The sequence below is a fragment of the Pilibacter termitis genome (assembly GCF_900167335.1).
GTDB lineage: Bacteria > Bacillota > Bacilli > Lactobacillales > Streptococcaceae > Pilibacter > Pilibacter termitis.
The window spans coordinates 1-13,397 of the sequence record NZ_FUXI01000007.1 but is presented as its reverse complement, the minus strand read 5'-3'; the positions used below and the strand labels follow the sequence as shown (position 1 = coordinate 13,397).

Genomic DNA, 13,397 nt, shown 5'->3' with positions numbered 1-13,397 from the left:
ATTTTCCTTGCAACTTCCTACATCTTTTGTTATAGTTACTAGCAGGTCGCTCTTTATTGGTTTTTACCTGTTGCCCTCAGATAAAAGTCCGTAAACAGCACTACACAACGGGATTGTTCGCAAGCATTGGCTCGAATGGTTTCGTTCTTTTTTTTTGCACAAAAAGGACGATAACAATCAAGGCTATCGTCCTTTTCTTTACCCTTTATAATGAGGGTAGTTTTTTGCTCTATCTTCTTTATTTACCTGTCTTGCACGTCCAAATGCAAGAGCATCTTCCGCCACATCTTCTGTAATCGTACTTCCTGCCGTTACCAAGCCATTTTTTCCAACGTGAACGGGGCTGACAATATTGGCATTGCTACCGATAAATGCAAAATCATCTACTTTTGATTCGTATTTATTTTTTCCGTCATAATTGACGAAAATAACACCTGCACCAATGTTCACTTCGTTCCCAATTTCAGCGTTGCCAATGTAGGTGAGGTGTCCTGCTTTTGTTCCCTTGCCAAGTGTCGCTTTTTTCACCTCGACAAAGTTGCCAACGTGTGCATTTTCGCCAATTTCAGCAAGCGGGCGAAGGTGTGCCATTGGTCCTACGTCAGCACCTGTTCTGACAATGCTTTCTTCAATCACAGAACTTCTGATTTTCACATTGTCTTCTATCGTAGAGTCAACAATTTCACTGTTTGCTCCAATAACCACGTCACTGCCAATCACTGTTTTCCCTTTGATATGCACATTTGGCTCAATAATCGTATCACTGCCAATTTTTACACCGTATTGAATGTAAGTAGACGCAGGATCAACGAGCGTTACTCCTTGCACCATATGGTATTTGTTGATTCTATCACGCATAATGCGGTTTGCCTCCGATAGTGCAATGCGATCGTTCACTCCAAGAGATTCATCAAAATTATCCATTTGGAAAGCCGCAACCGTTTGTCCTTCATTTTTCAAAATCTCGATAATATCTGTCAAATAATATTCGCCTTGTGCGTTGTTCGTGTCAATTTTCCCAAGAGCATCAAAAAGTAGTTCATTGTCAAAAACATACGTTCCTGTGTTGATTTCCGTAACTCGTGCTTCTTCTGCACTCGCATCTTTTTGCTCCACAATACGCTCCACAATCCCAATATGGTCACGAATAATTCGACCATAGCCAAATGGATCGGGTGCATTTGCAGTTAAAATTGTCGCACTTGACTGACGTGTTGCATGGTATTCAAAAAGATTGGATAGTGTTTCCCAAGTCAATAACGGTGTATCTCCGCTGACAACCAAAGTCGTTCCTTTTTTTCCTGCAAGAAGTTCTTTTGCCTGCAAAACGGCGTGTCCCGTTCCAAGCTGTTCTGCTTGAAGTGCATACTTACTTCTTTCGCCAAGTGTCGCCTTTACAGCCTCCGCTCCATGCCCTACAATCGTCACGATTTCGTCAGGACGTGTGTTTTCCACCTGCGTTAGCACATGGTCAACCATAGCTTTTCCTGCCACTTTGTGCAAAACTTTGTAAAGTTTGGACTTCATACGTGTCCCTTTACCTGCCGCCAAAATAATTACAAACCGATTTTCCATAATTTCACTCTTTTCTGTTTGCTTTTTTTGTTTCTCCGTTAAGTTTAGCACAGTTTGAAAATGAGAGAAAGAAAGAACAACTGGAGGAGAAAGTGTCTTTATCATTTTTCAATGGAGACAGTAATAATGTGTAGAACTATAAAAACTCAAACTTCTTTCAAATTGCAAGTTTTCTTCTTGTCTAGCTATGACTGGCAACTGTTCGCAATGTCGCTTGAAACTGACGTTGCAAGTAAATGGACGACATAGTTCACTGCGACAAACTCCTGAACGCCCCTCTTCGTTTTTCTTTGTCTAGCTACGAGGGGCTGAAGTTTGGCAACTGTTCGCAGTGTCGCTTGAAGCTTTGCTTCAAGTAAATAAACGACATGGTTCGCTGTTGCAGACTTCAAAACGCCCCTCGTAGCTTTTCTTTGTCTAACTGCGAGGGGCAGGAGTTGGGTCGCTGTTCGCAATGCCACCTGAAGCTCTGCTTCAGGCAAGTAAATGGTATGGCTCACTGCGACAAACTCCTGAACGCCCCTCTTCGTTTTTCTTTGTCTAACTACGAGGGGCTGAAGTTTGGCAACTGTTCGCAGTGTCGATCGCAACTAACGTTGCGATTAAATAAACGACACGGCTCACTGTTGCAAACTTCAAAACACCCCTCTTCGTTTTTCTCCCCTTTGAAACCGTTACTTATTTTTTCGGTTCGCCTAACTTTTTTGTTTACAACTGCTTTAATTTCTTATATAATGCAACTATGGGATTTTCTAAAAATAAATGATTCAGTAAATTTACATAAAGAAAGAAGGGTTCAAATGGAAGAAAAACATGAACAAATGTTGAAATATGCGAACGGTCCTAGTTTAGAAGAAGTAAATGCTACCGTTGATGTGCCGAAAAATGCTGGTTTTTGGCGGACGCTTTTCGCCTTTTCAGGACCCGGTGCGTTGGTAGCAGTTGGATATATGGACCCCGGAAACTGGATTACCTCTATCGAAGGTGGAAGTCGATTTGAATATACATTGCTTTCTTTTATTTTACTAAGTTCTCTTATTGCCATGCTATTGCAATATATGGCAGCAAAACTTGGCATTGTTACTCGCATGGACTTGGCACAAGCCACTCGCCACCATACAGGAAAAAAACTCGGTATAACACTCTGGGTGACAACGGAATTGGCAATTATGGCAACGGATATTGCCGAAATTATCGGAAGTGCGGTGGCTCTTGAGTTACTCTTTCACATTCCATTGCTCCTTGGTGTGATTATTACAGTATTTGACGTCATGCTCTTATTACTTTTACAAAAACTAGGTTTTAGAAAAGTGGAGGCAATTGTGGTCACACTCATCGCAGTCATTTTGATTGTATTCGCCTACGAAGTGCTACTCAGCAATCCCAATTGGGCAAGTGTTGTAAAAGGATATGTGCCACAAACAAAAGTTGTAACAAACGGCTCTATGCTAACCGTTGCACTCGGAATTGTCGGGGCAACCGTTATGCCACATAATCTTTATTTACACTCCGCCATTTCACAAACGAGGAAAATTGATTACACAAATGAAGAAGAAGTCGCTCGTGCAGTACGTTTTGCAGGAATTGATAGCAATATCCAACTTGCTGGTGCATTTGTTATCAATAGTTTACTCTTGATTTTAGGTGCCTCTATGTTTTTTGGTCATGGCGATTCTCTCGGGCGATTTGTCGATTTATACAACGCCCTTTCAAACGATAAAATTGTCGGAGCTATCGCTAGTCCCGTACTCTCCGTATTGTTTGCCATTGCCTTACTCGCTAGTGGGCAAAATTCAACGATTACCGGCACATTGACTGGGGAAGTCGTTATGGAAGGATTTTTACACTTGAAAATGCCACTCTGGCTACGTCGTGTGGTAACACGTGGACTTGCTGTAACACCAGTTATCATCTGCGTTATCCTTTACGGTGGAAAAGAAAGTGCCGTAGAAAGTTTGTTGCTTTATTCTCAAGTCTTTCTTTCTATCGCTCTGCCTATTTCCATGATTCCATTGACAATCTATACAAGCGACAAAAAGCTCATGGGAAGATTTGTCAATAGTAAATGGGTAAGTGTTTTAAGTTGGGTGATTACCATTGTCTTGACCTTATTGAATATCCGTCTCGTCTATGAGACACTTGCAACGTTGTTTTAGAAGAAGTACAGCACCTTAACTGCCAGACCTACACAAACGAGTCGTTTATCCAAAGATAAGTTTACGTGTTCATTACCACAGTTAGTTGCACTTGAAAAGTCGAGCGACACATATAAACATACAAGAAAAGAAAAGTGATTCTTCGCACTTATTCACCTCCCCGTGATTTGTAGTGTATGCAGACTTCTTCTAAATAGATTTTATAACAAAGAAAAGAAAAAAAACCGTTCAAGAAGACCGTTTTCATACGGTGTTGTGCCTTTTTCGGAGCGAAAGGAATGATTATAAAAATGAACAAAGCCGTAATAATCTATTATGCTGAACCACTTCTTATGATGTCACCACAATCAACTTTTCGGTTTGATGGAAATGTAGAGAAATATTTGAAAAAGTTACAAAAAGATATTCTTCAAGACAATCTCGAGTGGACAGTTGATTTGGATAGTACAGAAGGAAACATCAACGAATTAATAAAAATGGGCTACACCCTTATGATTTTCCTCCCGGGGTTAGAAAAACGACTTTGGAACAACAATTTAGCCGAAAATGCAGTGTTCTTAAAGTCTTTGGAATTTAAATCCAACGATACGACTCCCGTTATTTCTTTGATGAAAAATTTGGGGAACTAGTAAATCATGTTATTGAAACATTCAACAAGGACTTTTCACAGCTTTTAGACCAAATCAAAGCAAGTGTTGCCAAACGTGAAAAAGACAAACGAACCACTACAAGTTATTCGACGACAAATTCTACACCAAGATAAAAATACCAGAGGTAAGCGAATGTGCTTATCTCTGGTATTTGCTTAAAGGGAGCTAAAAACTCCAGTTAAGCCAAAATTAGCAATTTTGGGTAAGCGTGAGTTTTTAGAGTTCCCCTTAATGCACCGTTCCCGCTAATCCTACAAGTGCTACAATGTCATTCATAACATTTTTCATACTCTCGCCTGTAAAAGAGACACTTCGCCCGTCTATTCGATCTATCGTCGAAAGCATCTCTAATCTATCCGCTTGTGCTGTTGTGTAGCATTGCAATTTCACTTCTAACGGTGTGGTGAGCGTGTATTTCTTGAGTTGTGAAACTTCCTTAGCCAAAGTCGCTTTTGTCTGGGCAATTATTTCTTCTCTTACTTGTTGTAGCGGTTTGTTTTTTACGCTATATCGTCCAAGTGATTGCTTTGTCGATACATAATCAACATATGGAAACATTTTTTCATCAAAAAGCTGTTCTTTTAGCCCGCTTTCGCCAATGATTAAGGCAACTGGCACACCTAATTCACTTGCAAATGCAGCATTAATAGTTGTTTCATTCATGTATTTTCCATTTATCTCTAAAGAATACGCAACACTTGCACTATACCCATGGTCCATACTTCCATACTTTTTGCCAATTCCTGCGTGATACCCTAGAAAAATGACCATGTCATAGGATTCATCTAAACCTGTCATCATATAGTCCATTCGAGGAAACCCGCTAATAAGCTCTACTCTCTCGTCCATTTCGCAAAGACGTGGCAAACTCAAATTCACTCCTCTTGCATGAGAATCAGAAATCGTAATCGTTGTAATCTCTTGATTTTTCTCGCTTTGTTGAATCCCCTCTATCACCCATTGAACATGGGCGTGGTATAAATCTAAAAAACGCTCGTGATCGTCTTTCTCCATATCAAAATTCGCAATTCCTGCTAATCCCTCAATATCGCATGATATATATAGTTTCATTTTATTCTCCTTGATCTAACTGTGAAGTGCTGAAGTCTGGTGGTTGCTCGCAATGTCGCTTGAAGTAAATAAACGGCATGGTTCGCTGTTGCAGACTTCAAATCGCCCCTCTTCGCTTTTCTTTGTCTAGCTGTGAGGGGCTGAAGTCTGGCAACTGCTCTCAATGTCGCTAGAAACTTACGTTTCTAGTAAATGAACGACAGTGTTCGCTGTTGCAGACTTCAAAACGCCCCTCGTAGCTTTTCTTATTCTCACACTGGTTGAATTAGTGTGGTTATTTCTTCGTTGGAAAGTTTTCTTAGAATGCCTAGGGCAAGTTCTTTTGCGTAAAGGTAGTCTTGATACTCTACCATGCCGTGGTGTGTGTGTGCGTAGCGGACTGGTATGGCTATCACAATCGTTGGGGAGCCTGTTGCCTTTTGGATCGCTGCACCATTGGTTCCTCCACCACTTCTAACGGATACTTGCACTGGAATATTCAACTTTTTAGCAACTTCTAAAGCATATTCTTGAAATTCTGGGCTTGTAATCATCGAAACATCAAAATGGCGAAGCATTGGACCTTTCCCCATTGCCGATTGTATCATGAAACTTTCTTTTGATAAATCGTCTGCTGGACAACCCTCAAAGACTATTGCAAGATCACTTTTTACTTTATTTGCAGCAACTGTTGCACCACGCAAACCAACTTCTTCTTGGGAAGAAAGTGTTGCTACTACGTCAAATGGCAATTCTTCACCTTTTAACTCGTCTAAAACATCTGCCATGCAAGCACAACCAATGCGACAGTCAAATGCTTTCCCTAAAAATAATCCTCGTTTTTCGTCAAATTTACACTCTACATCTGGTACTATCGGTGAACCAATAGCAATGCCGTAAATTTCTTCTACTTCCTTTTTACTTTTCGCACCAACATCAATCAGCAAATCTTGCACCGAAAGCGGTTTTTTGCGTTCACTTTCCGATAGAAAATGCGGAGGAATACTTGTTACGACACCTGTGATATATTTTTTCTGCCGATTTCTCACTCTCACCTTTTGAGCTGATAAATTGTTTGCCACCCAACCGCCAACAGTCAAAAATCGGAGCATACCGTTTGGCAAAATTGCTTGCACAATCAATCCCACCTCGTCGCTATGTGCATCTAGCTGAACAATTCGGCGATTGCCCTGATTTTCTTTGCGTTGAATGTAGAGATTTTTCATGCCGTCCGTTGACATTTCGCCTATTTCTTGACACGTTTCTTTGTAAATTTTCACAACTTCCTCTTCAAAACCTGACACTCCATTCGCTGTGGAAAGTGTTTGAATGAGTTCAATAGTTTCCATTTTTTTCACGAAATTTATACCTTCTTTCATTTTTGGGTACTTCTTACTCTATTTTACAATTTCTACATTTTTATAGTAAGCAGAACCTAGCGGACCAAATTCTAAACCTTTTACTTTTGAATTGATTAAATGTGCCTCAGAGATTTGATAAAGCGGAATCAATGGCACTTCCTCAGAAATAAGTTTGTCGGCAGATTTCATTGCTTCCCAGCGTTTTTGATAGTCGTTGGCATAAGTAACATTGGCTTGCTCAACATATTGGTCAAATGCTGTATTTTTCCACTTTCCAAAGTTGTTAGAGTTCTCTGATTGCAATAAATTCAAGAAATCAATTGGGTCAGCATAGACTGGTGTCCACCCTCCTAGCACAACGTCAAAATCACCACTTCTACTTTTTTCTAAACGATTGGCAAACGGTACGGGTGAAATAGAGATACTCAAGCCGTCAAGTGTTTCACTTAATGCCCCTTGAATGTACTCACTCACTTTTTTAGGCCCTTCCGCATCTGAGCAAAGAATGGTAAATTCCGCTTTGGTTACACCAAGCTCTTTTTTCGCTTCCTCCCAAAGTTTTTTCGCCTCTTTGCTATCATGAGGGTTAATATCGCCTACTTCTTTGGCAAAATCTTTTTGCGTTTCTTGATTGACAAAACCTGCTGGAACAAATCCCAACGCTTTTTGCGACCCGTCATTCAATACATTTTTGGCAAGTTTTTCAGAATCTAATGCTAAAGACATGGCTTTCCGTGCATTTTTATTGGCAAACAATTTCTTTTGCGTGTTTAACTCCACATAATACGTTCCCGGAAGTTCACGAATGTGAAGTGCTTTGTTTGCTTTTTCTTGAGCGACTACTTCTCCAGAAATCGCTACTTCATCTAGTTTTCCGTCATCAAATAAATTTTTCCCTGTTCCCACTTCTTTTACAACTTGCATTTGAACTTTTTCTAGTTTTACATTCTTTTTATCCCAGTATTGATTATTTTTTTCATACGTCCAAGACATACTTGTTCCGTCCCAATCTTTTAGGGTAAAGGCACCATTGTAAAGAGTTGAAGTGGCATTTGTTCCATATTTTGCCCCCTCTTTTTCTACAAACGCCTGATTTAGTGGGAAAAATGCAGGCACGGCAAGTAATTGTTGGAAATAACTCATTGGATAAGCAAGTTTGACTTCCAATGTGTAATCATCTGTCGCTTTCACTCCTAACTCACTCGGCTGTTTTTTCCCCTCGCTAATTTCTGCATAGTTTTCAATCCCTGAGAAATAAAATGCTTGAGGAGAAGTCGTTTTTGGATCAACCGTTCTTTGCCATGAATAGACAAAATCCTTTGCCGTAATCTCCTCGCCATTACTCCATTTTGCCCCTTTTCTGATTTTAAAAGTGTAACGCAAGCCTTCTTCTGTTGGTGTAACTTTTTCTTCCGCTAAAGCAGGGATAGCATTTCCTTTTATATCAAAAGAATAAAGCCCCTCAGCAACTTGGCTCATCACCTCACAAGCTGTATTATCCATAGCAAGTGAAACATCTGCCGTTGAAAGCTCTGAGGCGATACTGGCTTTCAATACTTGTTCTACCTCTTTTTTAGAGGACTCTTTTGGCGAACTACACGCAGCCAAACTTAGTAACATCATGAAACTTACAGCTAATTTCCATTTCTTCATTTTCTTCACCTTTTCCTTTTCTTTTCGTTCTATCCGATAAAACTCTGGGGATTCAAAATTTTCAGATATAACTTTGACGACAACCTATTCTTTTGGTACACTTACTTCATACTTTAAATTGGTAGGAGGCACTCATGGATATTTACTACTTAAAAGATTTATTTGACCTTACCGAAAACGAATGTACTATTCTCGACTATCTTGACACACAGGTCAATGCAGGCGTTGAGATAAGTATTCGAAAACTTGCCAAAGAATGTTTCACTTCTCCGTCTAGTATCGTCCGATTAGCCAAAAAATTGAATTTATCTGGCTATAACGAACTTCTTTTCAAGATTAAAGCAATGCATTTTCCTTCACAAACCTCGCCTAGTATTTCTGATGAGGAGAAGAGGAAATTTGCCAAATTTTTCAAAGAAAATCAAGACGGTTTGGTCGCAATTATCGGAACGGGGTTTTCATTTCCTATTTGCTCTTACATTAGCGAAGTGCTGAATTTTCATTTTATCCCGAATGTCTGTACCTCTCATACGAGGCTCATACAGAAAACCGAACAGCAGAAAATCCTTTTTCTCTTTGTGTCTCACTCTGGCGAGGAGGAAGAATTGGTGAAAACAATCACTTTTGCTAAAAAGTATCATCACCCAACCATTGCGTTTTTAGGTGATAAATTTTCAACGCTTGGAAAAATGGCTGACCTTACGTTTTCCACAAACTCTTATAGTCCATTTTCAACCTCTCATGCAAAACCACAAGTGTTTTTCGGGCAGACACTTATCTCTTTTGAGGAGTTAATTTGTGAGTATCTTAACCAGATTTAAGTGTACCTCTAAAAATAAAGTATTTCTCTTTATTTTATAGAAAATTCCAAACAACACAAGCATTATTAGTCAAAAAGAAACATATTCCTTTTACTTTGGAATATGTTTCTTCGTTTATAAGGACACCTCTAAAATAATACTGCTTAACTTTTCGCAAAAAAATCTCTCAAAATTTCTACTTTGTCCAATTTTTCCCAAGGCAATGCCATATCTGTTCGACCAAAATGACCGTAGGCTGCGGTTTGTTTGTAAATTGGGCGTTTCAAATCAAGCATTTCGATAATTCCTGCGGGACGTAAATCAAAGAATTGACGAATCGCTTGAATGATTTTTTCATCACTCACTTCTCCTGTCCCAAATGTATTCACTGAAATGGAAACAGGGTGGGCGACTCCGATCGCATAGGCAAGCTGAACTTCTAGTTTTTTAGCAATTCCTGCTGCGACAATATTTTTGGCAATGTAACGTGCTGCGTAGCTTGCAGAACGGTCAACTTTTGTTGGATCTTTTCCACTAAATGCACCGCCACCATGATGTGCATACCCTCCGTAAGTATCCACGATGATTTTTCGACCTGTCAATCCAGAATCTCCTTGAGGGCCACCGATAACAAAACGACCTGTTGGATTGATGTAAATTTTCGTCTCATCATCTAGTAATTCACTTGCAATCACCGCATGAATCACTTGCTCAATCACATCTTTTTTAATTTGCTCAAGCGTTACTTCTGGGTCATGCTGTGTAGAAATAACAATCGTATCCACACGTTTTGGGTGGTCAAATTCATCATATTCCACTGTCACTTGACTTTTCGCATCTGGTCGCAAATATGGAAGTCTATTCGTTTTTCTTAGCTCTGTTAATTTCCAAACAAGTTTATGACTAAGAGAAATCGGCAAAGGCATCAATTCTGGCGTTTCATCTACTGCAAAACCAAACATCAATCCTTGGTCTCCCGCACCAATTTCATCAAGTGGATCGTGATCATTATTTTCACGTGCCTCTTGTGCAAGGTTGACCCCTTGAGCAATATCAGGTGATTGCTCCACAATTGACGGATGAACACCTACTGTATCCGCATCAAACCCAAATTTTGCACGTGTGTAGCCAATTTCACGAATGGTATCACGTACGATTTTATTAATGTCAACATACGCACTTGTCGTAATTTCACCAAACACATGAACACTCCCTGTATAAACCGCTGTTTCAGCTGCCACACGTGCATTTGGGTCCTGTTTTAAAATCTCATCCAAAATCGCATCACTTATCTGATCTGCAATCTTATCAGGATGTCCTTCAGATACAGATTCTGATGTAAACAAACGTTTTTCTGTCATAATGTTTCTCCTTATTTTTTATAGTTCATCTGAAAAAAGAATTTTCATCTGTGCATTATATTTTTCACTCTCATAACTTTTATAAAGTTCATTCACCATATATTTTCCACGCTGCTCAATTCTTTGATTGGTCTTTTGTAAAAAAAGATTTAGCTCATCTTTTCCTTGGTTACTCGCAAAATGAAGTTTGTCAAATATCTTAGGCTCAAATTTTTTCCTTTCTACAAACGGCTCTAAATAAAATATTTGAATAAACTTCTCCCATGCATCGTCCTCATCATCAAATAGATGAAAATAATCGTACAACGACTTCAAAGTCAAATCCCAGTAATCTCTCAAAGGAAGACTTCGTCCTGTATTCATCCAATGCGGAATGACAATAAAATTGCCAATCGTATGCGTAAGCGTGGCGAATTTTTTTAATTCATGATTTTCATGAACCTCTTGAAATTCATGAAAATGAGCCAAAATATAGGGAATATCTTTTAATGTCGGATGTTGTCCTCTCCATTTTTCTGGATAAGACAACTTCATCATGGTCTTATATGGATTCCAAAAAGAGTTCATAACCTCCCCTCTGATGATACTGTCAACATCCTCTTGCCAACCAAACGTCTGATAAATAAAGAACGCTTCCTTATCGCAATCTTTCACCTTTAACTCACCATTTTTATAACGCAAAAACAACTCAATCGGATGAATACTCTCGCTACTTCCTTTGTTTCTATCAACCGTTTTAAAATCATAGAGCTCTGGTCTATCCAATTTTAAAAATTTTTTCAACACGTTATTCACCTCCTTGTAATAAGGGTGTCTCTAAACAAAAAAGCCAGCCGATAAAGGCTGACAAACTTTTCCTTTATCTCTCTGGGTTTAGCACCTTACAAATGCAGGTTGCTGTACGGTCATGGAGCCAGTCTCTCGCGTACTCTTGATAAATATAATAATGACCCGTACGGGAATCGAACCCGTGTTACCGCCGTGAAAGGGCGGTGTCTTAACCGCTTGACCAACGGGCCATAAAAATAAAATGGGCCTAAATGGACTCGAACCATCGACCTCACGCTTATCAGGCGTGCGCTCTAACCAGCTGAGCTATAGGCCCCTATTGAAACCATTACTATGGTAAAGCGGGTGACGAGAATCGAACTCGCGACAACAGCTTGGAAGGCTGTAGTTTTACCACTAAACTACACCCGCAGAAATTCTCTCCTAACAGAAAAATATCGTTCTCGTAGAGAACGTTCCGAGAGATGAAATTATCAAAATTGCGGGAGCAGGATTTGAACCTACGACCTTCGGGTTATGAGCCCGACGAGCTACCAGACTGCTCCATCCCGCGATAACGAATAAAAAAGGAGGATGTGGGATTCGAACCCACGCACGCTTTTACACGCCTGACGGTTTTCAAGACCGTTCCCTTCAGCCGGACTTGGGTAATCCTCCAATATTCAAAAATGACCCGTACGGGAATCGAACCCGTGTTACCGCCGTGAAAGGGCGGTGTCTTAACCGCTTGACCAACGGGCCGTATATAAAACGGAGAAGGAGGGATTTGAACCCTCGCGCCGGTTTCCCGACCTACACCCTTAGCAGGGGCGCCTCTTCAGCCTCTTGAGTACTTCCCCATACCAATATAAATATTGATATAATGGGCCTAAATGGACTCGAACCATCGACCTCACGCTTATCAGGCGTGCGCTCTAACCAGCTGAGCTATAGGCCCCTATTGAAAACCATTACTATGGTAAAGCGGGTGACGAGAATCGAACTCGCGACAACAGCTTGGAAGGCTGTAGTTTTACCACTAAACTACACCCGCAGAAATGGCGCGAGACGGAATCGAACCGCCGACACATGGAGCTTCAATCCATTGCTCTACCAACTGAGCTACCGAGCCAAATGATTTTTAACGGTCCCGACGGGAATCGAACCCGCGATCTTCGCCGTGACAGGGCGACGTGATAACCGCTACACTACGGGACCATTTTAATAGAAAATTTCACTGTAAATATTTTTTACAGAATTGCGGGAGCAGGATTTGAACCTACGACCTTCGGGTTATGAGCCCGACGAGCTACCAGACTGCTCCATCCCGCGATAAATGAATAAAAAAGGAGGATGTGGGATTCGAACCCACGCACGCTTTTACACGCCTGACGGTTTTCAAGACCGTTCCCTTCAGCCGGACTTGGGTAATCCTCCAGAAACAAAGCCACATGGACCTTGTAGGACTCGAACCTACGACCGCTCGGTTATGAGCCGAGAGCTCTAACCACCTGAGCTAAAGGTCCTTTATCCAATATTTATAGCGGCGAAGGGGATCGAACCCCCGACCTCCCGGGTATGAACCGGACGCTCTAGCCAGCTGAGCTACACCGCCAAAAATGGAGCCTAGCGGGATCGAACCGCTGACCTCCTGCGTGCAAAGCAGGCGCTCTCCCAGCTGAGCTAAGGCCCCAAAATAGAAAAATCGGGACGACAGGATTCGAACCTGCGACCCCTTGGTCCCAAACCAAGTGCTCTACCAAGCTGAGCTACGTCCCGTTCGTCTATGCACCCTAGAGGAGTCGAACCTCTAACCGCCTGATTCGTAGTCAGGTACTCTATCCAGTTGAGCTAAGGGTGCGTTATTTACTTCTTAGAATGCCGAGGACCGGAATCGAACCGGTACGGTGATCGCTCACCGCAGGATTTTAAGTCCTGTGCGTCTGCCAGTTCCGCCACCCCGGCGAGAGTAGTCAAGCGAACGACGGGGTTCGAACCCGCGACCCCCACCTTGGCAAGGTGA

11 protein-coding genes, 19 tRNA genes and 1 riboswitch are annotated in these 13,397 nt (G+C 41.1%); of the genes, 3 read left to right on the top strand and 27 right to left on the bottom strand.

The annotated features are described in order from the left end of the window. Nucleotides 1–198: 198 nt before the first annotated feature. Together glmU and B5D30_RS04055 are read right to left on the bottom strand one after the other, a co-directional pair. Nucleotides 199–1,575, bottom strand: coding sequence for a bifunctional UDP-N-acetylglucosamine diphosphorylase/glucosamine-1-phosphate N-acetyltransferase GlmU (gene glmU / locus B5D30_RS04060; RefSeq protein ID WP_078806754.1), 1,377 nt, complete (start codon nt 1,573–1,575; stop codon nt 199–201). A 185-nt stretch (nt 1,576–1,760) separates the two neighbouring features. Then, nucleotides 1,761–2,165 (bottom strand): hypothetical protein, encoded by a 405-nt coding sequence (locus B5D30_RS04055; protein ID WP_159443196.1) that lies wholly within the window; start codon nt 2,163–2,165, stop codon nt 1,761–1,763. Between the two features lie 210 nt (nt 2,166–2,375). On the opposite strand from B5D30_RS04055, the gene B5D30_RS04050 reads away from it, so the two are divergent. Together B5D30_RS04050 and B5D30_RS04045 are read left to right on the top strand one after the other, a co-directional pair. After that, complete coding sequence (locus B5D30_RS04050; protein ID WP_078806752.1) at nt 2,376–3,731, top strand: Nramp family divalent metal transporter; 1,356 nt, start codon at nt 2,376–2,378, stop codon at nt 3,729–3,731. Nucleotides 3,732–4,009: 278 nt separating this feature from the next. Continuing rightward, nucleotides 4,010–4,360, top strand: coding sequence for a hypothetical protein (locus tag B5D30_RS04045; RefSeq protein WP_144399475.1), 351 nt, complete (start codon nt 4,010–4,012; stop codon nt 4,358–4,360). A gap of 249 nt (nt 4,361–4,609) precedes the next feature. Here B5D30_RS04045 and B5D30_RS04040 read toward each other — a convergent pair whose 3' ends face one another. The 4 genes from B5D30_RS04040 to B5D30_RS04030 form a co-directional block, all read right to left on the bottom strand. Beyond that, on the bottom strand, nt 4,610–5,452 hold the full coding sequence (locus tag B5D30_RS04040) for a M55 family metallopeptidase (protein WP_078806750.1): 843 nt from the start codon (nt 5,450–5,452) through the stop codon (nt 4,610–4,612). Next, nucleotides 5,449–5,616, bottom strand: a complete 168-nt coding sequence (locus B5D30_RS13470) for a hypothetical protein (protein ID WP_159443195.1) — start codon at nt 5,614–5,616, stop codon at nt 5,449–5,451. The genes B5D30_RS04040 and B5D30_RS13470 overlap by 4 nt, the downstream gene beginning before the upstream one ends. A gap of 87 nt (nt 5,617–5,703) precedes the next feature. Further along, complete coding sequence (locus B5D30_RS04035) at nt 5,704–6,789, bottom strand: M42 family metallopeptidase (protein ID WP_200806709.1); 1,086 nt, start codon at nt 6,787–6,789, stop codon at nt 5,704–5,706. Between the two features lie 39 nt (nt 6,790–6,828). Next, nucleotides 6,829–8,445 (bottom strand): peptide ABC transporter substrate-binding protein, encoded by a 1,617-nt coding sequence (locus B5D30_RS04030; RefSeq protein WP_234984618.1) that lies wholly within the window; start codon nt 8,443–8,445, stop codon nt 6,829–6,831. Nucleotides 8,446–8,579: 134 nt separating this feature from the next. Here B5D30_RS04030 and B5D30_RS04025 point away from each other — a divergent pair, with 134 nt between their 5' ends. Beyond that, nucleotides 8,580–9,266: a MurR/RpiR family transcriptional regulator gene (locus B5D30_RS04025; protein ID WP_078806747.1), complete on the top strand. Its 687-nt coding sequence runs from the start codon at nt 8,580–8,582 to the stop codon at nt 9,264–9,266. A gap of 143 nt (nt 9,267–9,409) precedes the next feature. Here B5D30_RS04025 and metK read toward each other — a convergent pair whose 3' ends face one another. From metK to B5D30_RS03920, 21 genes are all read right to left on the bottom strand, one after another. Continuing rightward, entirely contained in the window at nt 9,410–10,606 is a 1,197-nt protein-coding gene (metK, locus tag B5D30_RS04020; protein WP_078806746.1) for a methionine adenosyltransferase, read from the bottom strand. Between the two features lie 18 nt (nt 10,607–10,624). Then, entirely contained in the window at nt 10,625–11,392 is a 768-nt protein-coding gene (locus B5D30_RS04015; RefSeq protein WP_078806745.1) for a hypothetical protein, read from the bottom strand. A 70-nt stretch (nt 11,393–11,462) separates the two neighbouring features. Further along, nucleotides 11,463–11,547, bottom strand: a riboswitch (SAM riboswitch). Between the two features lie 6 nt (nt 11,548–11,553). After that, nucleotides 11,554–11,625: transfer RNA gene (locus B5D30_RS04010), tRNA-Glu, on the bottom strand. Between the two features lie 12 nt (nt 11,626–11,637). Further along, nucleotides 11,638–11,711: transfer RNA gene (locus B5D30_RS04005), tRNA-Ile, on the bottom strand. Between the two features lie 24 nt (nt 11,712–11,735). Beyond that, nucleotides 11,736–11,806 (bottom strand) — tRNA-Gly (locus B5D30_RS04000). 68 nt (nt 11,807–11,874) lie between these two features. Then, nucleotides 11,875–11,948 (bottom strand) — tRNA-Met (locus tag B5D30_RS03995). A 14-nt stretch (nt 11,949–11,962) separates the two neighbouring features. After that, a tRNA-Ser gene (locus B5D30_RS03990) sits at nt 11,963–12,052 on the bottom strand. 12 nt (nt 12,053–12,064) lie between these two features. Next, nucleotides 12,065–12,136: transfer RNA gene (locus tag B5D30_RS03985), tRNA-Glu, on the bottom strand. A 10-nt stretch (nt 12,137–12,146) separates the two neighbouring features. Further along, nucleotides 12,147–12,234: transfer RNA gene (locus B5D30_RS03980), tRNA-Ser, on the bottom strand. Between the two features lie 24 nt (nt 12,235–12,258). After that, a tRNA-Ile gene (locus B5D30_RS03975) sits at nt 12,259–12,332 on the bottom strand. A gap of 25 nt (nt 12,333–12,357) precedes the next feature. Further along, nucleotides 12,358–12,428, bottom strand: a tRNA-Gly gene (locus tag B5D30_RS03970). A 5-nt stretch (nt 12,429–12,433) separates the two neighbouring features. Continuing rightward, a tRNA-Phe gene (locus B5D30_RS03965) sits at nt 12,434–12,506 on the bottom strand. Between the two features lie 13 nt (nt 12,507–12,519). Further along, nucleotides 12,520–12,592, bottom strand: a tRNA-Asp gene (locus B5D30_RS03960). A gap of 40 nt (nt 12,593–12,632) precedes the next feature. Further along, a tRNA-Met gene (locus B5D30_RS03955) sits at nt 12,633–12,706 on the bottom strand. A 15-nt stretch (nt 12,707–12,721) separates the two neighbouring features. Beyond that, a tRNA-Ser gene (locus B5D30_RS03950) sits at nt 12,722–12,811 on the bottom strand. 15 nt (nt 12,812–12,826) lie between these two features. Continuing rightward, nucleotides 12,827–12,900, bottom strand: a tRNA-Ile gene (locus tag B5D30_RS03945). A gap of 15 nt (nt 12,901–12,915) precedes the next feature. Beyond that, nucleotides 12,916–12,989, bottom strand: a tRNA-Met gene (locus tag B5D30_RS03940). A 5-nt stretch (nt 12,990–12,994) separates the two neighbouring features. After that, nucleotides 12,995–13,067, bottom strand: a tRNA-Ala gene (locus B5D30_RS03935). 12 nt (nt 13,068–13,079) lie between these two features. Further along, a tRNA-Pro gene (locus tag B5D30_RS03930) sits at nt 13,080–13,153 on the bottom strand. Nucleotides 13,154–13,161: 8 nt separating this feature from the next. Continuing rightward, nucleotides 13,162–13,235: transfer RNA gene (locus B5D30_RS03925), tRNA-Arg, on the bottom strand. Nucleotides 13,236–13,253: 18 nt separating this feature from the next. Continuing rightward, nucleotides 13,254–13,339 (bottom strand) — tRNA-Leu (locus B5D30_RS03920). Nucleotides 13,340–13,397 lie beyond the last annotated feature (58 nt).